The sequence below is a fragment of the Pseudooceanicola spongiae genome (assembly GCF_014899185.1).
GTDB lineage: Bacteria > Pseudomonadota > Alphaproteobacteria > Rhodobacterales > Rhodobacteraceae > Pseudooceanicola > Pseudooceanicola spongiae.
This window is the reverse complement of the sequence record NZ_CP045201.1, coordinates 3,661,097-3,687,247: the sequence shown is the minus strand read 5'-3', so window position 1 is coordinate 3,687,247 and position 26,151 is coordinate 3,661,097. Positions and strand designations below refer to the sequence as shown.

Annotated in this window: 25 protein-coding genes and 1 other RNA gene; 10 read left to right on the top strand and 16 right to left on the bottom strand. The window is 63.2% G+C overall.

The genetic code is table 11. From position 1 onward, the window contains the following. From F3W81_RS17320 to F3W81_RS17300, 5 genes are all read right to left on the bottom strand, one after another. On the bottom strand, nt 1–1,857 hold the full coding sequence (locus tag F3W81_RS17320) for an ABC transporter ATP-binding protein (protein ID WP_193080554.1): 1,857 nt from the start codon (nt 1,855–1,857) through the stop codon (nt 1–3). Then, nucleotides 1,854–3,038 carry an ABC transporter permease gene (locus F3W81_RS17315; protein WP_226941724.1) on the bottom strand — a complete coding sequence of 395 codons (1,185 nt, stop codon included), beginning with the start codon at nt 3,036–3,038 and terminating at the stop codon, nt 1,854–1,856. The genes F3W81_RS17320 and F3W81_RS17315 overlap by 4 nt, the downstream gene beginning before the upstream one ends. Nucleotides 3,039–3,041: 3 nt before the next feature. Beyond that, entirely contained in the window at nt 3,042–4,127 is a 1,086-nt protein-coding gene (locus tag F3W81_RS17310) for a microcin C ABC transporter permease YejB (protein WP_193080553.1), read from the bottom strand. 9 nt (nt 4,128–4,136) lie between these two features. Beyond that, nucleotides 4,137–6,095, bottom strand: a complete 1,959-nt coding sequence (locus F3W81_RS17305; RefSeq protein WP_193080552.1) for an extracellular solute-binding protein — start codon at nt 6,093–6,095, stop codon at nt 4,137–4,139. Nucleotides 6,096–6,303: 208 nt separating this feature from the next. Then, complete coding sequence (locus tag F3W81_RS17300) at nt 6,304–6,825, bottom strand: c-type cytochrome (RefSeq protein ID WP_193080551.1); 522 nt, start codon at nt 6,823–6,825, stop codon at nt 6,304–6,306. 142 nt (nt 6,826–6,967) lie between these two features. Here F3W81_RS17300 and F3W81_RS17295 point away from each other — a divergent pair, with 142 nt between their 5' ends. After that, entirely contained in the window at nt 6,968–7,801 is an 834-nt protein-coding gene (locus F3W81_RS17295) for a prephenate dehydratase (RefSeq protein WP_193080550.1), read from the top strand. 48 nt (nt 7,802–7,849) lie between these two features. Here F3W81_RS17295 and F3W81_RS17290 read toward each other — a convergent pair whose 3' ends face one another. Together F3W81_RS17290 and nudC are read right to left on the bottom strand one after the other, a co-directional pair. Beyond that, nucleotides 7,850–8,308, bottom strand: a complete 459-nt coding sequence (locus F3W81_RS17290; protein ID WP_193080549.1) for an SRPBCC family protein — start codon at nt 8,306–8,308, stop codon at nt 7,850–7,852. 51 nt (nt 8,309–8,359) lie between these two features. Continuing rightward, on the bottom strand, nt 8,360–9,331 hold the full coding sequence (nudC, locus tag F3W81_RS17285; protein WP_193080548.1) for an NAD(+) diphosphatase: 972 nt from the start codon (nt 9,329–9,331) through the stop codon (nt 8,360–8,362). A 211-nt stretch (nt 9,332–9,542) separates the two neighbouring features. Here nudC and F3W81_RS17280 point away from each other — a divergent pair, with 211 nt between their 5' ends. Both F3W81_RS17280 and ffs read left to right on the top strand, forming a co-directional pair. After that, nucleotides 9,543–11,516, top strand: a complete 1,974-nt coding sequence (locus tag F3W81_RS17280; RefSeq protein ID WP_193080547.1) for a bifunctional 2',3'-cyclic-nucleotide 2'-phosphodiesterase/3'-nucleotidase — start codon at nt 9,543–9,545, stop codon at nt 11,514–11,516. A gap of 163 nt (nt 11,517–11,679) precedes the next feature. Then, nucleotides 11,680–11,776: signal recognition particle sRNA small type (gene ffs, locus F3W81_RS17275), an RNA gene on the top strand. A 43-nt stretch (nt 11,777–11,819) separates the two neighbouring features. On the opposite strand, the gene ypfJ is transcribed toward ffs, so the two are convergent. Next, nucleotides 11,820–12,668: a KPN_02809 family neutral zinc metallopeptidase gene (ypfJ, locus tag F3W81_RS17270; protein ID WP_193080545.1), complete on the bottom strand. Its 849-nt coding sequence runs from the start codon at nt 12,666–12,668 to the stop codon at nt 11,820–11,822. A gap of 191 nt (nt 12,669–12,859) precedes the next feature. Between ypfJ and F3W81_RS17265 the strand changes: the two genes are divergently transcribed. The 4 genes from F3W81_RS17265 to ald all read left to right on the top strand — a co-directional run bounded on the left by F3W81_RS17265 (nt 12,860) and on the right by ald (nt 17,260). Next, nucleotides 12,860–14,689, top strand: coding sequence for a DNA polymerase III subunit gamma/tau (locus F3W81_RS17265; protein ID WP_193080543.1), 1,830 nt, complete (start codon nt 12,860–12,862; stop codon nt 14,687–14,689). 156 nt (nt 14,690–14,845) lie between these two features. Continuing rightward, nucleotides 14,846–15,190: a YbaB/EbfC family nucleoid-associated protein gene (locus tag F3W81_RS17260; RefSeq protein WP_193080542.1), complete on the top strand. Its 345-nt coding sequence runs from the start codon at nt 14,846–14,848 to the stop codon at nt 15,188–15,190. 7 nt (nt 15,191–15,197) lie between these two features. Further along, a complete protein-coding gene (gene recR / locus F3W81_RS17255; protein ID WP_193080540.1) occupies nt 15,198–15,791 on the top strand; it encodes a recombination mediator RecR in 594 nt (197 codons plus the stop codon). A gap of 353 nt (nt 15,792–16,144) precedes the next feature. Continuing rightward, nucleotides 16,145–17,260: an alanine dehydrogenase gene (gene ald, locus F3W81_RS17250; RefSeq protein WP_193080539.1), complete on the top strand. Its 1,116-nt coding sequence runs from the start codon at nt 16,145–16,147 to the stop codon at nt 17,258–17,260. A gap of 33 nt (nt 17,261–17,293) precedes the next feature. Here ald and F3W81_RS17245 read toward each other — a convergent pair whose 3' ends face one another. From F3W81_RS17245 to F3W81_RS17235, 3 genes are all read right to left on the bottom strand, one after another. Next, a complete protein-coding gene (locus F3W81_RS17245) occupies nt 17,294–17,974 on the bottom strand; it encodes a VC0807 family protein (RefSeq protein ID WP_193080538.1) in 681 nt (226 codons plus the stop codon). 19 nt (nt 17,975–17,993) lie between these two features. Beyond that, nucleotides 17,994–19,142 carry an NAD(P)/FAD-dependent oxidoreductase gene (locus F3W81_RS17240; protein ID WP_193080537.1) on the bottom strand — a complete coding sequence of 383 codons (1,149 nt, stop codon included), beginning with the start codon at nt 19,140–19,142 and terminating at the stop codon, nt 17,994–17,996. A gap of 159 nt (nt 19,143–19,301) precedes the next feature. Continuing rightward, entirely contained in the window at nt 19,302–20,063 is a 762-nt protein-coding gene (locus F3W81_RS17235; protein ID WP_193080536.1) for a DUF1013 domain-containing protein, read from the bottom strand. A gap of 133 nt (nt 20,064–20,196) precedes the next feature. On the opposite strand from F3W81_RS17235, the gene F3W81_RS17230 reads away from it, so the two are divergent. Then, nucleotides 20,197–20,856 carry a ribonuclease T2 family protein gene (locus F3W81_RS17230; RefSeq protein WP_193080535.1) on the top strand — a complete coding sequence of 220 codons (660 nt, stop codon included), beginning with the start codon at nt 20,197–20,199 and terminating at the stop codon, nt 20,854–20,856. On the opposite strand, the gene F3W81_RS17225 is transcribed toward F3W81_RS17230, so the two are convergent. The 3 genes from F3W81_RS17225 to F3W81_RS17215 form a co-directional block, all read right to left on the bottom strand. Beyond that, on the bottom strand, nt 20,853–21,635 hold the full coding sequence (locus F3W81_RS17225; RefSeq protein WP_193080534.1) for an SDR family NAD(P)-dependent oxidoreductase: 783 nt from the start codon (nt 21,633–21,635) through the stop codon (nt 20,853–20,855). The genes F3W81_RS17230 and F3W81_RS17225 overlap by 4 nt on opposite strands. A gap of 118 nt (nt 21,636–21,753) precedes the next feature. Further along, nucleotides 21,754–22,728, bottom strand: coding sequence for an NAD(P)H-quinone oxidoreductase (locus F3W81_RS17220; protein ID WP_193080533.1), 975 nt, complete (start codon nt 22,726–22,728; stop codon nt 21,754–21,756). 90 nt (nt 22,729–22,818) lie between these two features. Next, complete coding sequence (locus F3W81_RS17215) at nt 22,819–23,532, bottom strand: COQ9 family protein (RefSeq protein ID WP_193080532.1); 714 nt, start codon at nt 23,530–23,532, stop codon at nt 22,819–22,821. A gap of 161 nt (nt 23,533–23,693) precedes the next feature. Here F3W81_RS17215 and rpsU point away from each other — a divergent pair, with 161 nt between their 5' ends. Together rpsU and F3W81_RS17205 are read left to right on the top strand one after the other, a co-directional pair. Then, the gene (gene rpsU / locus F3W81_RS17210; protein WP_193080531.1) at nt 23,694–23,900 is read left to right on the top strand and encodes a 30S ribosomal protein S21; all 207 of its coding nucleotides are present in this window, start codon (nt 23,694–23,696) and stop codon (nt 23,898–23,900) included. 366 nt (nt 23,901–24,266) lie between these two features. Then, on the top strand, nt 24,267–24,989 hold the full coding sequence (locus F3W81_RS17205; RefSeq protein ID WP_193080530.1) for a hypothetical protein: 723 nt from the start codon (nt 24,267–24,269) through the stop codon (nt 24,987–24,989). A 3-nt stretch (nt 24,990–24,992) separates the two neighbouring features. On the opposite strand, the gene F3W81_RS17200 is transcribed toward F3W81_RS17205, so the two are convergent. Both F3W81_RS17200 and mscL read right to left on the bottom strand, forming a co-directional pair. Then, nucleotides 24,993–25,451, bottom strand: a complete 459-nt coding sequence (locus F3W81_RS17200; protein ID WP_193080528.1) for an Lrp/AsnC family transcriptional regulator — start codon at nt 25,449–25,451, stop codon at nt 24,993–24,995. 100 nt (nt 25,452–25,551) lie between these two features. Continuing rightward, nucleotides 25,552–26,022 (bottom strand): large conductance mechanosensitive channel protein MscL, encoded by a 471-nt coding sequence (gene mscL, locus F3W81_RS17195; RefSeq protein WP_193080527.1) that lies wholly within the window; start codon nt 26,020–26,022, stop codon nt 25,552–25,554. Between the last annotated feature and the right edge of the window lie 129 nt (nt 26,023–26,151).

Sequence of the window (26,151 nt, the reverse complement as noted above, 5' to 3'; positions counted from 1 at the left end):
TCAGCGATCCAGAGCGGCGGCGAAAAGCTCTTGCGTATAAGCAGCTTGCGGGGCGTCAAACACCTGCGCGGCCGTGCCGCTTTCGACCACATCACCCTGACGCATCACCATCACGCGGTGTGACATGGCGCGCACCACCTTCAGGTCGTGGCTGATAAAGACATAGGCCAGCCCGTATTTCTGCTGCAGATCGCGCAGCAGATCGACAATCTGCACCTGCACGGTCATGTCCAGAGCAGAGGTCGGCTCGTCCAGAACGACCAGTTTGGGGCGCAGAATCATCGCGCGGGCAATGGCGATCCGCTGCCTCTGGCCACCGGAAAACTCATGCGGATAGCGGTGCATCGCGGCAGGGTCCAGCCCGACCTCATGCATCACCTCGGCGACCAGTTCACGTTGCGGACGACCGCCACCGATGTTGTGGATCGACAGTCCCTCGGCAATGATCTGTTCGCAGGTCATGCGGGGACTGAGCGAGCCGAAGGGGTCCTGAAAGACGATCTGCATGTCCTTGCGCAGATGGCGTAGCTGCCCGGTAGACCACTGGCGAATGTCCTGTCCCTGAAAGCGGATCTGCCCTCCCGAGCCGATGAGCCGCATCAGAGCCATGGCCAGCGTCGACTTGCCAGATCCGGATTCGCCGATGACGCCCAGCGTCTCGCCCGCATGCACGGTCAGGGTGGCGTCGTTGACCGCCTTCACATGGCCGATCGTGCGCTTCATCAGGCCGGCCTTGATCGGGAACCAGACGCGCAGATTTTCGGCCTCCAGCACCGCAGGCGCATCACTGGCCGCGGGGTTCGGCACCCCGACAGCGGCAGCCGAGAGCAGCATTTGTGTATAGGGGTGTTGCGGATTGGCAAAGATCTGCGCCGTCGGACCGGTCTCGACGATCTCGCCGTCCTTCATCACGCAGACCCGGTCCGCGATACGCCGCACGATCCCGAGGTCATGAGTGATGAACAGCAAGCCCATGGAATGACTGTCTTTCAGCTCTGCCAGCAGCTCAAGAATCTGGGCCTGAATGGTGACATCCAGCGCCGTTGTAGGTTCATCAGCGATCAGCAGGCCGGGACGGTTGGCCAGCGCCATGGCGATCATGACGCGCTGACGCTGCCCACCGGAGAGTTCGTGCGGATAGGCGGTCAGGCGTGATTCGGCGTCTCGGATGCCAACCTGATTGAGCAGGGCAATCGAGCGTTCGCGCGTCTCCGACGTGATGATCCATGTCCGCAGCCGCGACGCGAGCAGATATTTCCCCAACCAGAGGACGGCTGTCAGCCCAACCGCCCAAGCCAGCGCAATGATCAGCCCTGGCACCAGATCTGCGGCGAAGGCGGGCAGGAAAGACAGGCTCGGCTCGCTCGGGGCGGTGGCGATAAAGCTGCCGTAGGCCGCGATGGCCGCGAGAAACACGCCGATCCCGATCAGGAAGGGCACGGGGGAGAAGTTCATCCAGCTCTCGAGGAACCGCTTGCCCTTGCCGCGCCCCTTCAGGCCCTGGTGCAGAGCCATCGACTCGGCCAGCTGCTTTTCAATGGTGTGCAACGGGTTGAGCGAGGTCATCGGCTCCTGGAAGATGAAGCTGATGTCGTTGCCACGCACCTTGCGCAGCAGCTCGGCATTGGCGCCAATCATCTCTTGCCCGTCAAAGGTGGCGCTGCCGGAGACCTCGGCATTGTCGCCCAGCAAGGCGACCGTCGACATCGCCGTGACGGATTTTCCCGAGCCAGATTCGCCCACCAGTGCCACGGTTTCGCCCCGGTCGACGGAGAAGCTGACGCCCTTGACGGCCTCGTGCCGCTGGCCGTCCTGGCGGAAGGCGATGCGCAGGTCGCGGACCTCAAGTATACTCATTGAAACGTCTTTCTGGGGTCGAAGGCGTCGCGCACCCCCTCGAATATGAAGACCAGCAGCGACAGCATCAGGGCGAACACGATGAAGGATGTGAAGGCCAGCCAGGGCGCCTGAAGGTTTTCCTTGGCCTGCAACGTCAGCTCTCCCAGCGAAGGCGAGGACGACGGCAGACCGAAGCCGAGGAAGTCGAGCCCGGCCAGCGTCGAGATGGTGCCAGTGACGATGAAGGGCATCATGGTCAGCGTCGCGACCATGGCATTGGGCAGCATATGGCGGAACATGATGGTGCGGTTCGACACGCCTAGCGCCTTGGCTGCACGCACGTATTCGAGGTTGCGCGCCCGCAGGAACTCGGCCCGGACGACGCCGACAAGCGCCATCCATCCGAACAGCACGGTCAGCCCGACAAGCAGCCAGAACCCGCGCCCCAGGATCGCGAAGAGGATGATGATGACGTAGAGTGACGGGGTCGAGGACCAGACCTCGATGAAACGCTGGAACAGCAGATCGACCCACCCGCCGAAAAAGCCCTGTACGGCACCGGCCACGATACCGATAAAGGACGACAGGCCGGTCACGATCAGCGTGAACAGGATCGACAGCCGGAAGCCGTAAATCACCCGCGCCAGCACGTCCCGCTTGGTGTCGTCGGTGCCGAGCAGGTTCTCGGAGTTCGGCGGCAGCGGCGCGGCACCGGGACGATCCACCGGGCTGTCGTAGGAATAGGGGATCGGCGGCCAGATCGACCAGCCCTTTTCGATCGGTTCGCCATCGACGACACCATCTTCTGAGTCCACCATGACGCCTTGCGGATCATCGAAGCAGCTCTCCAGCCCGCCGCTGTGGATCAGGCACTGCACCTCGGGGTCGCGGTAGATCGCCTCGGTCTTGAAATCGCCGCCAAAGGCCGTCTCCGGATAGAAGCGGAAGATCGGCATGTAGTAGTCGCCGCGGTAGTTGATCAGGATCGGCTTGTCGTTGGCCACGAACTCGGCAAACAGCGAGATGCCGAAGAGGATGGTGAAGACGATCAGAGACCAGAACGCACGGCGATTGCGGCGGAAGTTGCGCCAGCGCCGCTTGTTCAGCGGCGACAGTCCGCGCTTTGGGGCTGCGGGTACCGGAGCGGGCGCATCATGGCCCGGAATACGCGGCGCGGGGGGCTGCATCAGGTCTGTCATGGCCTAGCCCTCGCGCTTTTCAAAGTCGATGCGTGGATCGACAAAGACATACATCAGATCCGACACGATCCCGACCACCAGTTGCATCAGGCCGAAGATGAACAGCGTGCCGAAGATCACCGGATAATCCCGCGCGACAGCCGCCTCAAACCCCAGACGGCCCAGCCCATCAAGGGAAAAGATCGTCTCGATGATCAGGCTGCCGGCGAAGAAGACGCTGATGAACACGCCCGGAAAACCAGCGATGACGATCAGCATCGCATTGCGGAACACATGGCCATAGAGCACGCGACGTTCGCTCTGCCCCTTGGCGCGGGCGGTCATGACGTACTGCTTCTTGATCTCGTCCAGAAACGAGTTCTTGGTCAGCAGGGTCAGCGTCGCAAAGGCGGAGATGGTCGAGGCCAGCACCGGCAGCGTGATGTGCCAGAGATAGTCCAGCGCCTTGCCGCCCCAGCTGAGCTGATCAAAATTGTCCGACGTCAGCCCGCGCAGCGGAAACACCTGCCAGTAGGAGCCACCGGCAAACAGCACCAGCAGCAGGATCGCCACGAGAAATCCAGGGATCGCATAGGCCACGATGATCACGCCGGACGTCCAGTTGTCAAAGCTGGAGCCGTCCTTGACCGCCTTGCGAATGCCCAGAGGAATCGAGATCAGATAGGCAATCAGCGTCGACCAGAGGCCGAGGGTGATCGACACCGGCATCTTTTCCAGCACCAGATCGATCACACTGACCGAGCGGAAATAGCTGTCGCCGAAATCAAGCCGCACGTAGTTCCACAGCATGAGCCCGAAGCGTTCCAGAGGCGGCTTGTCGAAGCCGAACTCCTTCTCCAGCTTCTCGATGAACTCGGGCGGCAAGCCACGCGCACCGGCATAGGCAGAGTCGTTGGAGCCGAGCATATTGGCTGCATCACCACCGCCACCGGTAAAACCGGCGGTGACATCGCCCTGCCCCTGCACCTGAGCGATAATTTGTTCGATCGGGCCGCCCGGCACAAACTGTGTCAGCGTGAAGTTGATGATCATCATGCCCAACAGGGTCGGAATGACCAACAGCAGGCGGCGAAAAATGTAGGCTCCCATCTGGCTGGCTTACCTCAGTGCGCCAGCGGCCTTCAACTGGGCCGCCTTGTCCGCATTGTACCACCAGAAATCGAGGTACCCTAAGTCATAGGGCGGAATATCGGGGTGTTCGAACATATCGTAGTAGGCCACCCAATAGCCGGACTTGTACCAGGTCGGCACCATCAGGAATTCGTAGCGCAGCGCCCGGTCGAGAGCGCGCAGCGAGGCGTCCTGTTCTTCCTGACTCGTGGTATCGAGTGAGGCGAGGATGATTGTGTCCACCAGATCACTGGCCAGAGCAGCCGGATTGAAGGACGAGAACCCGACCTCGGATGTGCCATACATCTGCATCAACCCGGTCCCGGTGCCCAGAAACGCAGGATAGCCGCCGTAGACCATGTCGTATTGGCCCTTGCGGGTGCGGTTGGTGTACTGGCTCGGGTCGACCTTTTCGAAATCGGGGCGGATACCGATGGCCTTGAGGTTCAGCGCGTAGTTATCCAGCACCGGCTCAAGCGCGCTGGCAGAGGAGGAGTTGATCGGGAAGTCGATGAAGAGCACGTCTCCCGCGGCATTGCGGCGCAGACCGTCGTCGCCCACGATCCAGCCAGCCTCCTCCAGCAGATTGGCCGCTTTGCGCAGATTGCCACGATCATTCAAACGCTCAGGCGAACTGTCGTGGATCCCTACGGGAGGTTCGGTTTTCAGCACTTCGGGAACGATGTCCCCCAGCCCGTCAAGAAAGGCGAGGTCTTCGCCCTCCGGCAGGCCGATGGCTTGCAGGGGGGTATCCTGGAAATAGCTCTCACGGTGCTTGAACAGGCCGTATTGCAGGCTCTCGTTGGTCCATTCAAAGTTGTAGGCCAGCGCGATGGCTTCGCGCACCCGCTTGTCCTTGAATTTCTCCTGGCCCAGATTGAACACAAAGCCGACGTTGTTCGGCGGCGTGCCATCGGGCAGCTCGGTCTTGATCACGTGGCCGTTCTGCACGCCGGGGAAGTTATATTGCGTCGCCCATTGGCGAGAGCTGCTTTCGATTCGGAAGGTATATTCACCGGCCTTGAACGCCTCAAAAGCGGCGGATTCGTCGCCAAAGTATTCAATGCGGATGGTATCGAAGTTGTACCGCCCCTTGTTCAGCGGCAAATCCGCCCCCCAGTACTCAGGATTGCGCTTGTATACGATACGGCGGTTCACGTCATAACTGTCGAGCATATAAGGCCCGGAGCCCGGCGAAATCTCAAACCGCGGCTCATCCAGACGTGCGCCGGTTTCCTCGTACCATTTCTTGCTGAAGACCGAGGTCCCGCCGACCTGATCAATCAGGGACCGGCGCGAAATCCCCGTCGCGAAGGTGAATTTGACGGTATAATCGTCCAGCGCCTCGGCACTCAGGATGCGTTTCTTGACGCCTGCGGAATACGACGGAAGCCCCTGCTCGATCAGCAGGTTGTGGGAAAACACAACGTCCTGCGCGGTCAGCGGCGTACCATCGGAAAACTTCACATTCTTGCGCATGTGAAAGATGACCCAGGTCTGCCCCTCGTCATATTCCAGGCTCTCGCAAAGCAGACAGTAGGAGCCGTTGTAGTCATCTGCGGAACTGCCCAGCAGAGTTTCGTACATGATCGTGGCCTGCGCACCGGCCCGCCCCTTGACCGTGTAGGGGTTCATCGAATCGAACGTGCCGGATTCCTGAATGACAATCTCGCCACCCTTTGGCGCATCCGGGTTCACGAAAGCCAGATGCTCGAAATCTGCCGGATACTTCAGTTCCCCGAAGTACGAATAACCGTGGCTCGTGATGATCTTGTCATCAGCGCCGGTGCTCTCAGCCTCCTCGGAGGTTTGCGATGCCGTGTCCTGCGCGCGCGCCTCCGGCACGGCAAAGGCAAACGACGCGGCGGTCAGCGCCCCCAGCGCCAGGACCTTGCGCCGTGACAAGGAGGCCTGAAACGGCAAGAGCAGGGTCGCGGGACGGTGCATGGAGGGCTCCTCGTCTATCCTTCTGGGCGCATTCGGCATTCTGCCGTGGACTGGTTTCGACCGGTCCAGCGTGTGACTTAGGCTAATGTCGCATCTTGGCCATGTTCAAGTTGAGATTGCGTGAAGCCGTTGTGATCGGCGGCATGCAACACGAAAAAGGCCGCCAGCCCGAAGGCTGACGGCCCTAAATGCATCGCTCAGGCCAGGATCAGTTCGACAGGGAGTCGAGATAGGCGATCACGTTGGCGCGGTCTTCGACCTTGGGCAGACCGGCGAAGGTCATCTTGGTGCCCGGTGCGGCACTGCGCGGATTGGTCAGGAAAGTGTTGAGGTGCTCAGGCGTCCAGACATCGAAATGCTCTTCGAGAGCGCCCGAGTAGGTGAAGCCGGAAACCGAATCGACTGCGCGGTTGACGACGCCATCGAGGTGAGGGCCGGTTGCGTTGCTGCCGTCGACCTTGTGGCAGGCCTTGCACTTGTTGAACACACGCTCGCCTGCGCCAGCGTCTGCGGATGCGAAGACTTCCTCGAAGGTCGGGCCTTCGGCGCCAGCGTCTCCGCCTTCTAGGGCGGCGGTTTCGATCAGATAGCCCTGAGCGTGCTCTTCAGCGCCATGTTCGCCATATCCGGTTTCGTACAGCAGATCGCCCGACCAGTTCCCCAAAAGGAACACCAAAAGCGTGCCGCATACGCCGCCAACGATCTTCGTGATAGTCATTGTATCAAACATGAAAAGCCGCGCCCCTGATTGAATCCGTCGCAAGTGTTTCGGCGGGTATCTATCCGCTTCCCCTCGCTCAACGCAAGGTGTAGTTACCGCGACCAATCGCCCTTTATGGCGATATGTCCAGAATAACACGGAATTAATCGTCATGAATCGCCGCATTGCGTTCCAGGGAGAGTTGGGTGCCTATTCCCATCAGGCCTGTGTAGAAGCGAAGCCGGAGTTTGAACCGCTCCCCTGCCGCAGCTTTGAGGACGCGATTGCCGCCGTGCTGGACGGCACCGCCGATCTAGCCATGCTGCCCGTCGACAACTCAACCTTCGGGCGCGTCGCCGACATGCACTATCTGCTGCCCGGCAGCGGGCTGAACATCGTCGGCGAGGCCTTCGTGCGGGTGCATATCAACCTGCTGGCCCTGCCCGGCACACGTCTGGAGGAGGTCACCTCGGCCACCTCGCACCAGATGCTGCTGGGGCAATGCCGTGCGTTTCTGTCAGAGCATAACATCAGCCGGATCATTGGCGCGGACACGGCAGGCTCGGCCCTGCTGATCTCTCAGCAGGACGATCCAACGCGGGCGGCCCTCGCCAGCGAACTGGCCGGAGAGGTCTATGGGTTGGACGTGCTGGCCCGCCATATCGAGGATCAGGCCAACAACACGACCCGATTCCTGATCATGTCCCGTGAGCCTGACATGCGCCGGCGCGGCGATCACGGCATGATCACCACGCTGGTGTTCGAAGTGCGCAACATCCCCGCAGCGCTTTACAAAGCCATGGGCGGCTTTGCGACCAACGGCATCAACATGACCAAGCTTGAGAGCTACATGGTCGGGGGCAGTTTCACCGCGACCCAGTTCTATGCCGATATCGAAGGCCACCCCGAGGACGACAATGTCCAGCTGGCCCTCGACGAGCTGGGGTACTTCTCCTCAAAGCTGGAAATTCTGGGCGTATATGCCGCTGATCCGCAGCGCGGCTGAACACGCGCTGACCCTTCCGGGGCACGCAGGCCGCCGTCCAGCGGCCTGCTAGGCGCGCCGGGACCGGGTCCCCTCCACGGCCGTCGTGAACTCCGCCAGACGCTCTTGCAGGCGCTGTTGCAGGCTGCCGCGCGCCAGACGCAGGGATTGGACCAGCAACCGGGCCGACAGGGTCTGCGGCTTGACCTCGATCTCGACGCGCAGGCGTGTGCGGCTGCGCGACAAGGCAACCAGATCCACCTGGATGCTGCCTGCCATCCCTTCCGAGACGGCAGACATGCTCATCCTTTCGGGCTCGTCAAAATCGGTGACCGTCAGGCGAAAGAGGCGGGTTTTGCCGCGCAGCGGAAACGCCACATCCCAGACCTGCGCGTCATCCTCGCCCTCAAGTCGCGTGACGCTGGCCCCGCGACGCATCGCAGAACGCTCGAAGTTTTTGAAATCCGTGGCGCGTTCGAAAACCTTCTGGATCGGCGCTTCGATATCCTGTTTCGCAACGATCTTCATGAAGCTCCGCCGTTTTGCAGCTCGTGGTGATTGATCCCAGCGAGGATTGCGTCAATCCAAACGGTCCGCAAGCCAATTACGCAGAAGAAATTCGGCAATTGCTCCCTTTCGCGGCGGGCGAATCATCGGATGATCTCCGGCGAAAACCGTCACCAGATCTTCACGGCTGAGCCAGAGCGCGGCCTCGATCTCAACCGGGTCTACTTCGATGCGATCTGACAGGGCGGTGCCGCGACAGCCGAACATCAGCGAATTCGGAAACGGCCAGGGCTGACTGCACAGATACGAGACCTCGCCCACTGGCACGGCGGTTTCCTCCAGCACCTCGCGGCGCACGGCGGCCTCGATCGTCTCGCCCGGCTCGACAAACCCGGCCAGCAGCGAATACATCCCCTCCGGCCATTGCGGAGAGCGCCCCAGCAGCACCTGATTGTTGCGCGTGATCAACATGATCACCACGGGGTCGGTGCGGGGAAAATGGCGCGCATCGCAGGACAGACAGCGCCTCTGCCAGCCCGCTTCGATGATCTCGCTCGGTTGGCCGCAGCAGGCGCAGAAACGGTGGGTCGCATGCCATGCGTAGAGCGCCTTTGCCGTCGCAGCCAGCTCGGCATCCACCGGCGACAGGCCAGCCATCACGCTGCGCAGATCCACGAAGACCTCGTCTTCGGGCAAGGCCCGGAGCAGGGGCAAGCCCTGTGCCGCAAGGTCCGCTGTCGGGTCCCGAAACGCGGCCTCATCCCGGCCCCAGGTCGCGAGATCAAGCGCGAAAACCGGCCCCCCCTCGTCCAATCCCAGAAGGGTCGCGGCATCGCCGGCCTCGATCACAACGCTGGGGTTCATCTCATGCCGGGCCAGACGGCCGTCCGCCTCGACCAGCAGAGTGCCGCGCCAGAACAGGATCGCACGTGCCTCGGGCTGGCGCAAAGACGCCATCAGTGCCTCAGGATTTCCCCGCAGATGCGCGGCCCTGTCCAGGCCGGATCCCCCAAACGTCACCTCCTCGGCGATTGCGACAGTCATGGGATCTTCCTTCCATAATTTGCCGCAACCTGCCCGCTTGCCTCAGCGAGTGCAATGTTGAAAAATCAGGCAAAGTGGGCCAAGATCCGCGCCACATGACAGGCCAAGACGCGCCAAACACCTCACCTCCGGCTACGTCACCCTGAATCTGTTATGGCAATGTCATCCTCGGGTCGCATGATGCGCCTTTACGAAATTGAGGGAGTCGATCATGTCGAAATTCAAATCATCCAGCCTGTCGCGCCGCGGCTTCCTGGCCGGCACAGTAGCGGGGGCATCCTTGCTCAGCCTTCACCCCTTCTCGGCGCGCGCCGCCGGCGCCCAGGCGCACCTGCGCATCATGGAAACGACCGACCTGCACGTGCATGTCTTTCCCTATAACTATTACGCCGACAAACCCGATGACACGGTCGGCCTTGCCCGCACCGCGGCGCATGTCGACACCATCCGTTCCGAGGCGACGAACTCGATCCTGATCGACAACGGCGACTTCCTGCAGGGCAATCCTCTTGGCGACTACATCGCCTATGAGCGCGGCATGAAGGACGGCGACCTGCACCCGGTGATCGCCGCGATGAACACGCTGGGGTATGAGGCCTCGACCCTCGGCAACCACGAATTCAACTACGGGCTCGATTTCCTGATGAAATCCGTGGCGGGCGCGAACTTCCCGGTGATCTCGGCCAACGTGGTCAAGGAAATGGCGGCCAATCCGACCGCCGACAAGACACTGCTGCCGCCCTATGTGATCCTCGACAAGACCATCACCCTCGGCGACGGCAGCGCCCATCCCATCAAGATCGGCCTGATCGGCTTCGTGCCGCCGCAGATCATGAACTGGGATCGCAAGCACCTTGAGGGCAAGGTCAACACCCGCGACATCGTCGAAACCGCCCGCGCCTACGTGCCGCAGATGAAGGAAGAGGGCGCCGATATCATCATCGCACTGTCCCACTCCGGCATCGGTTCCGCCAAGCACGAAGACGGCATGGAAAACGCCGCCGTCCCGCTGGCCGAGGTCGAGGGCATAGACGCCCTGCTCACAGGTCACTCGCACCTCGTCTTCCCCTCGCCCACCTTCGAAGGCTTCGCCGCCGTCGATGTGGCCGCAGGCACGATCCACGGCAAACCCGCCGTCATGGGTGGTTTCTGGGGCTCCGACCTCGGTGTGATCGACCTGCTGCTGGAGCATGAGGGCAACGAGTGGCGTGTCGTCGCCACCGAAAGTGAGACCCGCCCGATCTACAAACGCGGCGAGGATCGCTCCATCACTGCACTGGTCGAAAGCGTGCCGACCGTTCTGGCCGCCGCCCAGCAACAGCACGACGAGACGCTGTCCTACGTGCGCCGCGCCGTCGGCAAGACCGACACGCCGCTGCATTCCTACTTTGCGCTGGTCGCCGATGATCCTTCGGTTCAGGTCGTCTCGAACGCGCAGGAGTGGTACATCAAGGACATGATGGTCGGCACCGAATACGAAGGCCTGCCAATTCTGTCTGCTGCCGCCCCCTTCAAGGCCGGCGGTCGCGGTGGCCCGGAATACTACACCGAAGTGCCGGTGGGCGATGTCGCGATCAAGAACGTGTCCGACCTCTACCTCTACCCCAACACGATCCGCGCGGTGAAGATCAACGGCACGCAATTGCGGGGCTGGCTGGACCGTTCGGCCGGCATGTTCAACCAGATCGAACCGGGCTCGAAAGACGCGGCGCTGCTGAACACCTCCTTCCCCAGCTACAACTTCGACGTGATCGACGGCGTGACCTACCAGATCGACCTGTCCAAGCCTGCGCGTTACGACGATGACGGGGGCGAGGTCAGCCCTGAGAGCCGCATCGTCAACCTCGCCTACCAGGGCAAGCCGGTCACCGATGACATGACGTTCATCGTCGCCACCAACAACTACCGTGCCTCCGGCGGCGGCCACTTCCCCGGCACTGGCGACACGATCATCTTTGAAGGCCCCGACACCAACCGCGACATCATCGTGCGCTACATCGTCGACAAGGGTACCATCAGCCCGAAAGCAGATGCCAACTGGACCTTCGCGCCGATGCCCGACACTACAGTGCTGTTTGAAACCGGCCCCGGCGCTGCAAAATACGCCGACAGCGTCAAAGGCGTCGATATTGAGCCGGCTGGCGAAGGCGAAGGCGGCTTCGCCCTGTTCCGCATCATGCTCTGATCACCTGAGACTTGAGAAAACGACAGGGCCGGGGCGCAAACCCCGGCCCTTCTTCCTGCAAATATATTCCCGCCGGAGGCTTGCCGCTCTCGCAGAGAGAGGCAAATCCGCCCCCTGCCACAAGGTGTTGCGAATCCGCGTAGCAGCCCCTATATCACCCCTCGAGAGGTTGGCGCGGGCGAGCGCCTCGCCAACCCGGTCAGGTCCGGAAGGAAGCAGCCGTAACGAGCCCCGCTTGGGTCGTTGTCCAGCCTCTCACCTTGCCCCGCTACAGGCGCCAGCTGCGCCTGTAGGGCATACCCCTCACAAAGTCTTGGCGTTGAACGTATCGCAGCTGCCGATTTCACCGGTTTCATAGCCGGTCGTGAACCAGCGCGAGCGCTGTTCAGATGTCCCATGTGTGAAAGTATGGGGCTGCGGCACCTGCCCCGCCTGACGCTGCAGACGGTCATCGCCGATCATCCGGGCAGCATTTACCGCCTCATCGATGTCCCCCGGCTCCAGCAGCGCATCGACATTCGAGGCCCAAACGCCCGCCAGACAATCCGCCTGCAACTCCAACCGCACGGTTGCCGCATTCCCCTCCGCCTCACTCACCCCCTGGCGATAGCTGTCGACCTGATCGAGGATCCCCAGCTGGTTCTGCACGTGGTGCGCGACCTCATGCGCAATCACATAAGCGGCGGCAAAGTCACCCTCCGCGCCCAACTGTTGCGACAGCGTCGAGAAGAAATCCGTATCGAGATAGGCTTTCTGATCCAGCGGGCAGTAGAAAGGCCCCGTCGCCCCAGAAGCGCCACCACAGGGGCTGCTCGTCACCTGCGAGAACATCACCAGACGTGGCGGCTGATAGGCCTCACCCACCTGCTGCGGGAAAACCTCGCCCCAGACGTCCTCGGTGCTGGCCAGAACCTGCGAGACGAAGACGCCGGACTGTTCTTCCTGCGCGCTCAGCTCTCGCGTGGTTTGCTGGCTCTGCGGCTCGGAGCCCCCATTCAGGATCGGCGTCACGTCTATGCCGGTGAACCAGCCGATCGCCAGGACGAGCAGCACGCCGCCGATGCCCAGCCCCCCGCCAATCACCCGGCCGCCGCCGCCGGATCGCCGCCGGTCTTCGATATTGGAACTGGTTCTCGTGCCCCGCAGACGCATCAAAGTCTCCTCTCATGGGCAACGCGCCCTTATATGTGCAGGGCCAATGTGCGAAACAGGGGTATGGTTCCCTTGCAGCATCCCGCCACCTACTCGATCGTTGCCGGTGGACGCTGCCCGCACAGCCCTTTAACCTTGGGGCGACCCCCACATCCGGCCTCTTGCCGGATCGCTACCCGAACAGGCCTCGCATGACCGACACCGAGCAGACATCCTCTGGCGCCTACCAGGTTCTGGCCCGCAAATACCGGCCCGAGACCTTTGCCGACCTCGTCGGGCAGGACGCCATGGTGCGCACACTGAAAAACGCCTTTGCCGCCGATCGCATCGCGCAGGCCTTCATCATGACGGGCATCCGCGGCACCGGGAAAACCACGACCGCACGTATCATCGCCAAGGGCATCAACTGCATCGGACCCGATGGCAATGGCGGTCCGACGACCGAACCTTGCGGCAAATGCGAACACTGCCGCGCCATCATGGAGGGGCGCCACGTCGACGTGATGGAGATGGACGCGGCCTCCAACACCTCCGTCAATGACATCCGCGAGATCATCGACAGCGTGAATTATCGTGCCGCTTCGGCACGTTACAAGATTTATATCATCGATGAGGTCCATATGCTCTCGACCAGCGCGTTCAACGCGCTGCTCAAGACGCTGGAGGAACCGCCTGCGCATGTGAAGTTCATCTTCGCCACGACCGAGATCCGCAAGGTGCCTGTGACGGTGCTGTCGCGCTGCCAGCGGTTCGACCTGCGCCGGATCGAACCGGAGGTGATGATCGCCCTGCTGGAAAAGATCGCCGGGCGCGAAAAGGCCGAAATAACCCATGACGCGCTGGCGCTGATCTGCCGGGCGGCAGAAGGTTCGGCCCGCGATGCGACCTCGCTGCTCGATCAGGCGATTTCCCATGGCGCGGGCGAAACCACCGCCGATCAGGTGCGCGCCATGCTGGGGCTGGCGGATCGCGGTCGGGTCATGGACCTCTACGAAATGATCATGCGCGGTGATGCCGCCGCCGCGTTGACCGAGCTGTCGGGGCAATACGCCGCCGGCGCAGACCCGCTGGCCGTGCTGCGTGACCTTGCGGAAATCACACACTGGATCAGCGTCGTGAAGATCACGCCGGATGCTGCCGAAGACCCCACGATCAGCCCCGATGAGCGTGCCCGTGGTGTCGATCTGGCGGCACGCCTGCCGATGCGATCGATGACGCGGATGTGGCAGATGCTGTTGAAAGCGCTGGAAGAAGTCTCTCTGGCTCCGAACGCAATGATGGCGGCAGAGATGGCCGTGATCCGGCTGACCCATGTGGCGGAGCTGCCCTCGCCAGAGGAACTTGTGCGCAAGCTGAAAGACACACCAAGGCCGGCGGATGCGCCCGGTGGCGGTGGTGGTTCTGGCGGAGGCGGCTCTGGCGGCGGAGGCTCTGGCGGCGGAGGCGGGAGACCCGTGCAGAGCACGGGCGCGCCTGCGGCGGGCGGGGGGGCCTCGGCTTACGCCTCGGCCAGCATCGGCGGCGGCGGTGGTCAGGCGTCTGGCGGCGCGAATGCCATGCTGGCGCAGGACGTCGACCAAGCGCTGTCACGCTACCCGAGCTTTGAGCATGTCATCGAACTGATCCGCACCAACCGCGACATGAAGCTGTTGGTGGAGGTCGAGAACGGTGTCCGCCTCATCTCCTATCGTCCTGGACGGATTGAGTTTTCTCCGGCTCCCGGCGCCCCGAAGGACCTGTCTCAGCGACTCGGCTCGCGGCTGCAGCTCTGGACCGGGAACCGCTGGGCGGTGGTCCTGGGCAACGAGGAGGCGGAGGAGACCATCGCCGACAAACGCGACGCCAAGGCGCGCGAGTTGAAGGCGGCTGCCGCCGACCATCCGATGCTGAAAGCGCTGTTCGAAGCCTTTCCGAAATCCGAGATCACCGGCGTGCGGACCCTGCAGGACATCAGCGCCGAAGTGCAGGCCGACGCCCTGCCAGAGGTCGATGACGAATGGGATCCCTTTGAAGACGACTAGGCGGAAGGCCCTGAGAACAGGCACATTTCCGAGGCAAACAGGCGCTTTGACGCCGCCACCCTTGCACTGGTGCCAGCGGGCCGCGATATGAAACAAGAGACCAGTTTCGGGGTCGGGCGATCGCGCCAGCCCCCTTTCAATCCAAGGAGAAAGACGATGTTCAAGGGCCTCGGTCAAATGGGTGACATGGCGAAAATGATGAAGGCTGCCAAGGAGATGCAGTCGAAAATGGGCGAGCTGCAGGACTCTCTGCACGACATGACGGTCACGGGCGAAAGCGGCGCGGGTCTGGTCAAGGCCGTGGCCAGCGCCAAGGGTGAGCTGAAGAGCCTGGATATCGACCCCTCGATCTTCAACAGCGACGACAAGGAAGTGGTCGAAGATCTGATCCTCGCTGCCATCAAGGACGCCCAGGCCAAGGCCGCGGAGCTGGCGCAGCAAGAGATGGGCAAGATCACCGAAGGCCTTGGTTTGCCTGCAGATTTCAAGATGCCGTTCTGAGCTGAGCATGAGCGCCTCCCGCGATATCGACTCGCTGATCGACATGATGGCGCGGCTGCCGGGCCTCGGCCCGCGCAGTGCCCGGCGGGCTGTGCTGCAGATGATCCGCAAGCGGGAGCTGCTGCTGACACCGCTGGCGGATCTGATGCATCAGGTGGCCGTGACGGTGCGCGAATGCGAGCGCTGCGGCAACCTCGGCAGTGACCGGCTCTGCGATATCTGCGCCAATGAAAAGCGTGCGAATTCAGAGCTTTGCGTGGTCGAGGACGTGGCGGATCTCTGGGCGATGGAGCGCGGCGGCAGCTTTCGTGGGCGCTATCACGTGCTGGGCGGTACGCTCAGCGCGCTGGATGCTGTCGGACCGGATGAACTGCGTATCCCCAAGCTGGTGCAACGCATTGAAGACGAAGGCATTTCCGAGGTCATTCTGGCCCTGAATGCCACCGTCGACGGCCAGACCACCGCGCATTACATCGCCGATCAGCTGGAGGGTCGGGTGCGCCTGACCTCGCTGGCGCAGGGCGTGCCGATTGGCGGAGAGCTGGACTATCTCGACGATGGCACGATCACGGCGGCACTGCGGGCGCGCAAGGATATCTGAGGCCTCGAACGGTGCAGATTTAGATGTCGGTATCCCGTCGGTATTCGGGCGGTAACTGAACGGTGCGATTTCAGCCGCCGCCCCAAGAAAAAAGCCCGGTTCGATGCCGGGCTTTTTTCTGCGCTGCCCGCAGGAGGGCGCGCGAGGCCGCCGCAGCGCAGCATTCGCCCGAAATCAAGGGGCTTCACCGAAGCTGATCCCGGGGTCTGCCCAAATCCTCGAAGAGTCTTGCGCGCGCGCTCCATCCAGCAGAAGAATCACCGCTGCAATCGCACAAATACCCCTTGAGAAATCAAGGAAATCCCCCAGCCTTCTGTCATCATGGCCCCATAGCCACACAGAGGAGCCAGACCATGCGGATCGGATGCCCGAAAGAAATCAAGAACCACGAGTATCGTGTCGGCCTGACGCCGGAGAGCGCGGCCGAGCTGGTCTCCCACGGCCATGAGGTGGTGATCGAAGCCGGCGCCGGTGCCGGGATCGGCGCTCAGGACGACACATACACTGCCGCCGGCGCCACGATCGGCAGTGTCGAGGATGTCTTTGCCTGCGAGATCGTCGTCAAGGTCAAGGAACCGCAGGCGGCGGAACGCAAGCGGCTGCGCCCCGGGCAGGTGCTCTATACCTATCTGCATCTTGCCCCCGACGCCGAACAGACGGCGGATCTGGTCGCCTCGGGTGCGACCTGTATCGCCTATGAGACCGTCACCTCGCCCCATGGCGGACTGCCGCTGCTGAAACCGATGAGCCAGGTGGCCGGTCGCATGTCGGTGCAGGCGGGCGCGCATGTGCTGGAGAAGGCGCAGGGCGGGCGCGGCGTCCTGCTCGGCGGTGTGCCGGGTGTTGCGCCGGGTCATGTCGTGATCATCGGCGGCGGTGTCGTGGGGCGCAATGCCGCCGCCATGGCCGTGGGTCTGGGGGCGGAGGTCGTGCTGCTCGACCGCTCGAACGAGGTGCTGGAGGCGATTGATGCGCAATTCGGCGGCAGGGTGAAGACGCTCTATTCCACCCGCACCGCGCTGGAGAGCGTGCTGGCCACCGCCGATCTGGTGATCGGGGCCGTGCTGATCCCCGGTGCCGCCGCGCCCAAGCTGGTGACGCGCGAGATGCTCAAGGGCATGCAGAAGGGCGCGGTCATCGTCGATGTGGCGATTGATCAGGGAGGCTGCTTTGAGACCTCCCATGCCACGACCCACGCCGATCCGACCTATGTCGAAGAGGATATCGTGCATTACTGCGTCGCCAACATGCCCGGCGGTGTGGCGCGGACCTCGACCTACGCGCTGAACAACGCGACGCTGCCGCATCTGCTGCGGATGGCCGATCTGGGGGTCGTGGCGGCGCTGAAGGCCGATGTACATCTGCTGGCCGGGCTGAACGTCGCGGGCGGCAAGATCACCTGTGCGCCCGTCGCCGAGGCGCAGGGGCTGGACTATACCCCTGCCGAGACGGCTCTGGAACGGCTCTGAAAGCGGATCGGGGCGGCGCTGGTGCCGCCCCGGTCAGGCCTGAGGCGGCTGCGCAGGGGGTGTGGGCGGCGGTGTCGCGGCGACCTGAGCGTCGCGCGTGCGGCGGACGTAGCGATAGGTCCAGACGGCCAGCGCGGCGATGGTCACATAGCCCACCACGGGGCCGATCATCAGGTATTGGGTGATCGGCAGCGCATAGACCAGCACCAGCGACACGGCGAACTCCGCCACCAGCCCGGCGCCCCAGACCACGGTCATCACCGTCATCATGCGCCGCACATGCGGCAGGTTGCGCGCGGCGTCCAGCTTGGCGCCCTCGGCTGCGCCCTTTCGGGCGTAGCTTGCGCGCGCGAGGTAGAAAATGATCGGCTTGCCGATCGCAGCGGACCCCAGAAATGCCAGACCAAAGGCAAGGGTGCCGAATTTCTCACGCAATTGCAGGGCCTTGACCGACCCCCCCCCGACGAAGGCCAGAAGTGACAGGGCGATCCCGATCAGCACGAGGATCGAGAGAGCGTCGATCCTGCGGTCGCGGATGAAATCCACCAGACTCAGCGCAATCGGCGGCATCGAGGAGGCCAGCAGCGCCGGCACCTCTCCGATGGCCTCGTGGCTCAGCACATAGATCAGCAACGGCAGCACCAGATTGGCACCAAGGTCGATCACGATGCGCCAGATGTGGCGCGAGGTGAGGCGGGGTTTTTCAGGTGTCATCGGCGGCGTACTTTCTTCGTCAGTCTTGGGCGACAGCGGGCTCATACGCCCAGTCGGGCAGCGCTTCGCCGGTGGCCAGCAGCCCGCCGAGGCGGCCGAGTTCGTCGGAGTTCTTGGCACCGCGCCCACAGCCGGCGATGGCGGTAAAGACGTTGCCCGAGAGGGATTTGTAATGCGGGATATTCTCGGGTGAGAAGGTCGTGACGCAGGGCATGGTCGCGACAGACCGGATGTCGAGGCTGGGCATCTGTGCGCGCAGCAGAGCCTCAAGTTCGCCGCCGACCTTGGCCGAGCCGCCGGAGCGATACCAGTCGGTGAACTGGTCCGGAGTTTCGAGCGGAATATCCACGCTGTCGCCGCCCATCTTGAGGTACATCTTGCCGTCGGGATAGCGGATCGGAGGCAGTAGATAGGGGTCCTCGCCGGTCGGCAGCAGCACGATCAGCGTCGGCATCTGCGCCAGCCGCTGCGCCTCCTGCTCCGTCACCTCAAACATCGCGGCGGTGCGGGCGTAGGTCTTCAGCGGCAGGGCATCGCCGGTCAGCGTGCGGGAGAACCCGCCGGTCGCAATCAGGGCACGGTCGGCCTGCAGAGTGCTGTCTGACAGGCGCAGGGTGACGCCTTTACCAGTGTCGTCAATGCCTTGCACCACATCGCGCAGCAGGGTCGCCCCCTGTGCGGTGGCCGCGGCGATCTGGGCGCGGACCATCCTGCGCGGGTTGATATGCCCGGCGTTGCTGCGCTCGTGAAAGCCGATGGTGCCGGGGTGAAAGTCAAAATAGGGGAACTGATGCGCAAGCTCGTCGTCGCGCAACACGTCGCAGGGGACGCTGTCGCGCTGGCGGGTGCTGTCGAGTCGCTGCATCTGCACGGTGCCCTCAGGCCCCGCCATCAGAGAGCCGACCTCGGAGAAGAAGGTCACGCCGCTCACCGCCTCAATCTCGCGGTAGCGGGCGATCGAGGCGCGCGACACCCGGCTCCAGAAAATCCACGGATCGAGCTGGCGGGTGATGCGACCGGCGTCGTAGTGGCTGGCGAAGGGGCCGGTGTGGGTTTGCGGGTCGACGGGCTCCTCCGGACCGATCAGCGTGACGCGGTGCCCGGCCAGCGTCAGGTGGCGGGCAGCGGCGGCACCGATCATTCCGGCGCCAACAACGGCGATATGCATGGGGGGTGTCCTTTCCAAAGCAGGCGCGAGTCCATCGTCGCGCGCAGGTTTGACAGGACCGCGCTCAGGTGCAAGCCCCTGCCCCACCGCAAGACGCAAAAGACCCGGAGCCATGGGCGCCGGGTCCTGCAAATGCGTCAGACGGTCAGGCGGTTGGCCTTATTCGTCGTCCTCGTCGTCGTCACCACCGCCCTTGGGCAGGTTGAAGAGGCTCTCGGCATCGTATTGCGGCTTTTTCTTGTACTCGTTGTCCTCGTCGTCGTCATTGGACAGCGTGAAGGTCTCGAGGCCCTCGATCGCCGTCGGCATGCGCGATTCGGTTTCCATGCCGAGGCTCTGTTCGGTCGAGAGCAGCTTGCGACGCTCATCATCCGTCATCGCGGCGCCATCGGCGGCACGTTTCTGCGCGGCTTTCTGAACGGCGGCGTCAAGCTCGCTCTGTTTGCACAGGCCAAGCGCGACCGGGTCGATCGGCTGCATGTTGCCAATATTCCAGTGGGTGCGTTCGCGGATCGACTGGATCGTCGGCTTGGTGGTGCCGACCAGCTTGGCGATCTGGCCGTCGGTCAGTTCTGGGTGGAATTTCACCAGCCAGAGGATCGCGTTCGGACGGTCCTGACGTTTGGACAGCGGCGTATAGCGCGGGCCGCGACGCTTTTCTTCGCCAACCGCAGAGGGGTTGAACTTCAGCTTGAGGCGCGCAATCGGGTCGGCCTCGGCGCGATCGATGTCAGCCTGATCCAGCTGATTGTTCGCAATCGGGTCAAAGCCCTTGACGCCCGTGGCGACGTCGCCGTCAGCGATGCCCTGCACTTCAAGCTCATGCATGCCAGCGAAGTCGGCAATCTGCTTGAAGGTCAGCGTGGTGTTGTCCACCAGCCAGACCGCGGTGGCCTTGGCCATGAGAGGTTTGCCAGTCATGTCGAAACTCCTGAACGTCAAATCTTCCCCGCTGCCTGGCGGGACCAGGCGCACCGCCGGGGCGATGCAGGTTACCGTTGTGGGGGAACTTGCCCGCTATATAGTCAGCTTTGCAAGGAAATGGAAGAGTCGAATGCGCAGGCACCTTATTCGCAGGGCGATGACTGTCCTGACCACGCTGCTGCTGGCGCCCATGGCGCAGGCGGCGGATGTGGCGGGCCGGTTCGACTATTACGTGCTGTCGCTCAGCTGGTCGCCGGGCTGGTGCGCGGCGCAGGGACGGGCCGAGGGGTCGGCCCAATGCGCGCCGGGGGCCGGGTTCGGTTGGGTGCTGCACGGGCTCTGGCCGCAGTACGAGGCGGGCTATCCCAGCGATTGTGCGAGCCGCCTGCCCGATCCGAGCCGCGCCGAAACCGCCGCGATGGCCGATATCATGGGCACCGGCAGCCTCGCCTGGCACGAGTGGAAAAAGCACGGGCGCTGTTCGGGGCTCAGCGCGCCTGACTACTTCGCGCTATCCCGCCGGGCTTTCGCCAGCGTGACGCGCCCGCCTCTGCTGCGCGCCGTGCCACGCGATCTGCGCCTGCCCGCCAGCACCATCGAGGCCGCTTTTCTTGAGGTGAATCCGCAGCTTGAGGCCGACGGCGTGACCGTGACCTGCAAGGCGGGCCGGATACAGGAGGCGCGGATCTGCCTGACAAAGGACCTCGATCCGCGCCCCTGTGCCGCCGACACGCGGCGCGATTGCCGCGCGCACGACGCGCTGTTCAACAGCATGAGCGGGGCCGATTAGATCGAATCGATCACACCGCCATCGACCCGCAACGACGCGCCCGTGGTCGCCGAGCTGAGCGGCGAAACCGCATAGAGCGCCATATTCGCGACCTCCTCGACCGTCGCCGCCCGCTGGATGATCGAGCTGGGGCGGTTTTTCATCACGAAATCCTTCGCCGCATCCTCGGTGCTCTGCCCCGGAGCAGGGTCGAGGCCGCCTGTCATGCCCTCCGACAGCGTCGGCCCGGGCAGCAGCGAATTGACGGTGACGCCGGTGCCCGCCAGCCGCTTGGCCAGCCCGCGCGCCAGCGAGACATAGGCGGTCTTGCTGACACCGTAGTGAATCATATCGGCGGGAATGTTGAAGGCCGATTCCGAGCCGAGGAACAGGATCCGGCCCCAGCCGTTTTCGACCATCTTCGGCGCCAGAGCGCGTGACAGGCGCACGCCGCTCATCACGTTCACATCCCAGTATTGCTGCCAGAGATCATCATCGGCCTCGAAAAAATCCTTGGGGCCGAAAATCCCCGCATTGTTGATCAGGATATCGACGGGACCGGCCTTGGCGAGCACGTCAGCGCAGCCCTCGGCGGTGGCAAGATCGGCGGCAACGCCGCTCACCTCAGCCTCGGGGAAGTCGTTTTGCAGGGAGGCCACGGCGCTGGTCACCTTGTCAGCGCCGCGTCCGTTGAGAATGACATGCGCGCCCGCCTCGGCCAGACGTTTCGCGATACCATAGCCGATACCGCCGGTTGAGCCGGTGACGAGGGCATGTTTGCCGGAAAGATCGATTTTCATGAGGAGGGCTCCTTTGGGACTGGAGGGGAGGTTGGGCCGTGTCTCTTGGACAGTGCCTCTTGGGCCTGGGGCACCCCATCGGGCACCCCAGGCTCTGGTTCTCAGGTTTCAGCTTGGCTCAGCCGCAGATCTTGAGGACGATCTTGCCGATATGCGCCGAGGTTTCCATGCGGGCATGGGCATCGGCGGCGCGCTCCATCGGGTATTCGCTGTCCATCACGGGGGCCAGACGGCCCGCAGCCAGCAAAGGCCAGACGTGTTCGCGCAGCGCTTCGGCAATCTCGGCCTTGGCCTGATCCCCTTGCGGGCGCAGGGTCGATCCGGTGACCGTCAGCCGCTTCATCATGACCTGGGCAAAGTTCACCTCGGCCTTGGCACCGCCGAGGAAGGCGATCATGACAAGCCGCCCTTCGGGCTTGAGCGCCTGTATGTTGCGGGGGATATAGTCTCCACCCACCATATCGAGGATGACATCGACGCCGCCAGCCTCGGCCAGAACCTCGGTGAAATCCTCGGTCTTGTAGTTGATCGCCCGCTCCGCCCCGAGCTTGACACAGGCTTCGCACTTCTCCGCCGACCCGGCCGTGGCAAACACCCGTGCCCCGAACAGCTTCGCCAGCTGGATCGCCGTCGTCCCGATCCCGGAGGAACCGCCATGCACAAGGAAAGTCTCGCCCCCCTTCAGCCGACCGCGCATGAACACATTGGTCCAGACGGTGAAGTAGGTTTCGGGCAGACAGGCGGCCTCGGCCATATCCATGCCCTCGGGCACCGGCAGGCAATGCGCCCAGGGGGTGACCACCTCTTCGGCGTAGCCACCGCCGGGCAAAAGGGCGCAAACACGCTGCCCCATGGCACTTTCGGGCACGCCAGGTCCGGTCGCCACGACCTCACCCGAAGCCTCAAGCCCCGGCAGATCGCTGGCCCCCGGCGGCGGCGCATAGGAGCCAGCGCGTTGCAGCGCATCGGGGCGGTTGACCCCGGCATAGGCGACACGCAGACGCACCTGACCCGGGCCGGGCACCGGCACCTCGCGTTCGCCCAGCACCAATACCTCCGGTCCACCCGGTTTCGAAATCTCGATCACACGCATGAGAAGCGCTCCCTATCTTCTTCTTGCTGAAATATTCCCGCCGGAGGCAGCGCACCGCTTACAGGCCAGTGCCCCGCCGCCCGCCTCGCGCTAGGCCCCGAAAGACCCCGGCATATCGCCCGGCCTCTGCGGTGCCCGCAAACGCGACAACAGCGCCAACGGCCCTTTGGCCAGCGCTTGGCCCAGACGACTGTCCGTGGCGCGGGCCTTGGCCTTTTCGAACTGCATGACGTTCGCGATACGCCGGTCGAGGAAATCCCACGTCGCCTGCTGCTCCAGCGAATCATCGCCCAGCCAGAACAGAACGGTCGCGGAGTAGACGCCCGACAGGGTCATCCGCTTGGTGTACCAGTTCACATCCTCAGAGGTGTCGCCAAGCGCGGTCCAGACCGCATCGGCACTGCCCCAGATCGCCTTGGCCCCATCCGTGGCATGTTGCGGCAGCGCGAACAGCGTCGCCCCACGGCGCACCAGCTCGCGGTCGGCCAGCTCCAGCCGGATGCGGATGGCACGGGCAACCTTCTCGCTGTAGCGCAGATCGGAGTGATCCTCAGCGGCGAAACGGCGCGCCATCTCGTCGTCGCCGCGCTTGTGATAGGCCAGCGCAAGGTCGACCGCGCCACGCGGAAACAGCGCCTTGGCCAGACCGGCGGAAATCCCGGTCTCGTTGGTGGCGGCGCGCAGGGTGGCCTCGCTCCAGCCGTCGAAAGGCACGTTCAGCAGCGCCGCATCCAGCAGCCGGTCCGCCGCGTTCGGCGTGGCCTCCGGGCCCGGATCTGCGTCGGTTTGGGTGTCGTGCGTCATGGTGCGTCTCCTTTTCGCCTGACCAGCGCGGGCATCCTGCCCGCTCCGCCGCGCACCGGAACGGCGCATGCGGCAATACTGGACAAATAGGGCACTCATTGCTATACGGCCACCTCCTGCAATCTGATGCAACTCAAACTTAGGAAGGTGGTGACAACCACATGCAGGTTAGTGTTCGCGACAATAACGTCGACCAGGCCCTCCGGGCTCTGAAGAAAAAGCTCCAGCGCGAAGGCGTTTTCCGTGAAATGAAGCTCAAGCAACATTTCGAGAAACCGTCCGAGAAGAAAGCCCGGGAGCAAGCCGAAGCTGTCCGCCGTGCCCGTAAATTGGCTCGCAAGCAATTGCAACGCGAAGGCATGATCTGAGGGCTCTTTGCCTGAGCTTTTCATTCAGACGAACATGAAAAACAGATGATCCCCCGTGGCCAACGCCCGGGGGTTTGTCATTTCCGGGGCATGGCCTTGCGCGCATCCCCCCTGAGCCGCCCCCGCGCCACAACCGCCGGGCGCATCCGCACCTCCAAGAGGCCTTTCATCGGCAGATATTTGCCGATTCGCCCAAGGGTTGCAGAATTTTTTCCAACAATTTCATGACAGTTTCTTGAACTTCCAACTGAACTCGTTAGTTCAGTCACCCGGAACCTGCCTGAGTCTGCCGAGTCTGACCTGCTGGATCCCGCATTTTCAGGACCTGACATCAGGCCCACAGCTGAGTTCAGAAAGGTTCGCGACATGCCCCGCCAGCGCCGGTTTACCCTTGTAGTCCTTGCGATGTTCATCTTCGCCCATGCCATCGCCATTCCGGTTGCGCTGATCAACCCGGGCCTGTTTGAAACCGCGCTGGCGCAGGAAGATGGGCCGCTGGAATACGGCACGGCGATCTTCCTGTTCGTGGCGGCCCTGCTGCTGATCTGGCGTGGGCGTCAGTTGTTGCAGATCGGCAGGCGTTTCGGCGCCGCGCTGACCTGGCTCTATGCCCTGCTCTATGCCTTCGTGGCGGGCGAGGAAATCTCCTGGGGGCAGCGAATCTTCGACTGGCAGTCCGGCAGTTTCTTTGTGGAGCATAACTTTCAGGCCGAGACGAACCTGCACAACCTTGTCATCGGAGACACCCAACTGGCCAGCACGATCTTCGGCAACGATCTGACGCCGGTCCTGCTGGCCTACCTGATCCTGTTGCCGATCCTGTACCCTCTGGCCCACTGGGTGCGCGGCTTTGCCACGGCGCTGGCTGTGCCGGTGCCCCGCCCCTTGCATGCCTGGCTGGCGGTGATCGCCTCGGTGACGATGGTGATCATCGGCGGCGTGCCGCGCCAGTTCGAGCTTTATGAGTTCGCCTTCAGCCTGATGTCGATGATGATCTTCGCCGCGCCGCGCAACCCTGGCCTTTATACCGAAGGCACGGCGCGCAAGCGGGTGCGTCTGGCGCATCAGTTCTGCGCCCCGGCGGAATAGCCCTCAGACCGGCAGGGCGGTTGTCCGGAACACGGTGCGCAGGGCGAAGGAGCTTTGCATGCGCTGAACGCCGGGCAGCCGCGCCAGACTTTGACGGTGGATGCGCGCGAAATCCTCCGAGCTTTCGGCGACCACCTTCAGCAGGTAATCCGCCGTCCCCGCCATCAAGTGACACTCCAGCACCTCAGGGACACGGGCCACGGCGGTCTCGAACGCCTCAAGCAGCTCATCCGCCTGGCCGGAGAGGCCGATCTCGACAAAGACCGTGGTGGCCAGCTGCATCTTGCGGGCATTGAGCAGCGCCACATAGTCGCGGATATAGCCGTCTGTTTCCAGCCGCTGCACGCGGCGATGACAGGCGGATTGCGACAGCCCCACCTTTTCCGACAGATCGGCATTGGACATGCGCCCCTGCTTTTGCAGCACGCGCAGGATCGAGCGATCCATCTGATCGAGGGACATCAAGGGTCTCCGGCAATAAACCAACTTATGCGCAGGTTATCCTGCCGGAGAGGGGGATTGCGAGGCGATACTTGCGCTCAAGCCCCGGAAAGCACCGAAATCAGAGTGCCGGGCGGCCAGTGCCCTGCTCTGTGGGCGTATCCTTCTTCAGCGCATCGCGGATTTCAAGCAGCACGTCGAGCTGGGTCGGGCCTGCGGGCTTGGCTTCTGCGGGGGCGGCCTTTTCCTCAGCGATGACGATGGACTTGGCCTTGTTGAGGTAGCGCACCAGCATGAAGACGACGAAGGCGACGATCAGAAAGTTGATCACGGCCGAGAGGAACGCGCCATAGGCGAAGACGGCGGCCCCGCCCTCACGGGCGGCATCAAGGCTGTCGTAGGGGCCACCGCCAGCGAGGATGACGTAGTTGTTGGTGAAATCGAGGCCGCCGGTGAACAGGCCCAGCACCGGGTTCAGCAGGTCCGACACCATGGATTTGACGATGGCGGTGAAGGCGGCGCCGATGATGATGCCGACGGCCATGTCCATGACATTGCCCTTGGCGATGAAGGCGCGGAATTCTTTCAGCATGTCCCTGTCCCTTTTTTCAGCAGATGGCCCGAGGGGGCGTTGTGTATTCTTTGACTATGAAATCTGCGTCCACGCACCGACTTTTCCAGTGCTGCGGTCGGGCGCTGGCTGTTTTATCGCTGCGCTGGG

Coding starts and splice junctions, on each gene's coding strand:
- F3W81_RS17240 (WP_193080537.1), bottom strand. CDS start 19,142: ATGCATATCGCCGTTGTTGGCGCCGGAATGATCGGTGCCGCCGCTGCC.
- ald (WP_193080539.1), top strand. CDS start 16,145: ATGCGGATCGGATGCCCGAAAGAAATCAAGAACCACGAGTATCGTGTC.
- F3W81_RS17230 (WP_193080535.1), top strand. CDS start 20,197: ATGCGCAGGCACCTTATTCGCAGGGCGATGACTGTCCTGACCACGCTG.
- F3W81_RS17310 (WP_193080553.1), bottom strand. CDS start 4,127: ATGGGAGCCTACATTTTTCGCCGCCTGCTGTTGGTCATTCCGACCCTG.
- F3W81_RS17235 (WP_193080536.1), bottom strand. CDS start 20,063: ATGACTGGCAAACCTCTCATGGCCAAGGCCACCGCGGTCTGGCTGGTG.
- F3W81_RS17260 (WP_193080542.1), top strand. CDS start 14,846: ATGTTCAAGGGCCTCGGTCAAATGGGTGACATGGCGAAAATGATGAAG.
- nudC (WP_193080548.1), bottom strand. CDS start 9,331: ATGACTGTCGCAATCGCCGAGGAGGTGACGTTTGGGGGATCCGGCCTG.
- F3W81_RS17300 (WP_193080551.1), bottom strand. CDS start 6,825: ATGTTTGATACAATGACTATCACGAAGATCGTTGGCGGCGTATGCGGC.
- F3W81_RS17315 (WP_226941724.1), bottom strand. CDS start 3,038: ATGACAGACCTGATGCAGCCCCCCGCGCCGCGTATTCCGGGCCATGAT.
- recR (WP_193080540.1), top strand. CDS start 15,198: ATGAGCGCCTCCCGCGATATCGACTCGCTGATCGACATGATGGCGCGG.
- F3W81_RS17290 (WP_193080549.1), bottom strand. CDS start 8,308: ATGAAGATCGTTGCGAAACAGGATATCGAAGCGCCGATCCAGAAGGTT.
- F3W81_RS17245 (WP_193080538.1), bottom strand. CDS start 17,974: ATGACACCTGAAAAACCCCGCCTCACCTCGCGCCACATCTGGCGCATC.
- F3W81_RS17220 (WP_193080533.1), bottom strand. CDS start 22,728: ATGCGTGTGATCGAGATTTCGAAACCGGGTGGACCGGAGGTATTGGTG.
- F3W81_RS17280 (WP_193080547.1), top strand. CDS start 9,543: ATGTCGAAATTCAAATCATCCAGCCTGTCGCGCCGCGGCTTCCTGGCC.
- F3W81_RS17200 (WP_193080528.1), bottom strand. CDS start 25,451: ATGTCCCTCGATCAGATGGATCGCTCGATCCTGCGCGTGCTGCAAAAG.
- F3W81_RS17205 (WP_193080530.1), top strand. CDS start 24,267: ATGCCCCGCCAGCGCCGGTTTACCCTTGTAGTCCTTGCGATGTTCATC.
- rpsU (WP_193080531.1), top strand. CDS start 23,694: ATGCAGGTTAGTGTTCGCGACAATAACGTCGACCAGGCCCTCCGGGCT.
- F3W81_RS17295 (WP_193080550.1), top strand. CDS start 6,968: ATGAATCGCCGCATTGCGTTCCAGGGAGAGTTGGGTGCCTATTCCCAT.
- ypfJ (WP_193080545.1), bottom strand. CDS start 12,668: ATGCGTCTGCGGGGCACGAGAACCAGTTCCAATATCGAAGACCGGCGG.
- F3W81_RS17265 (WP_193080543.1), top strand. CDS start 12,860: ATGACCGACACCGAGCAGACATCCTCTGGCGCCTACCAGGTTCTGGCC.
- F3W81_RS17225 (WP_193080534.1), bottom strand. CDS start 21,635: ATGAAAATCGATCTTTCCGGCAAACATGCCCTCGTCACCGGCTCAACC.
- F3W81_RS17320 (WP_193080554.1), bottom strand. CDS start 1,857: ATGAGTATACTTGAGGTCCGCGACCTGCGCATCGCCTTCCGCCAGGAC.
- F3W81_RS17305 (WP_193080552.1), bottom strand. CDS start 6,095: ATGCACCGTCCCGCGACCCTGCTCTTGCCGTTTCAGGCCTCCTTGTCA.
- mscL (WP_193080527.1), bottom strand. CDS start 26,022: ATGCTGAAAGAATTCCGCGCCTTCATCGCCAAGGGCAATGTCATGGAC.
- F3W81_RS17215 (WP_193080532.1), bottom strand. CDS start 23,532: ATGACGCACGACACCCAAACCGACGCAGATCCGGGCCCGGAGGCCACG.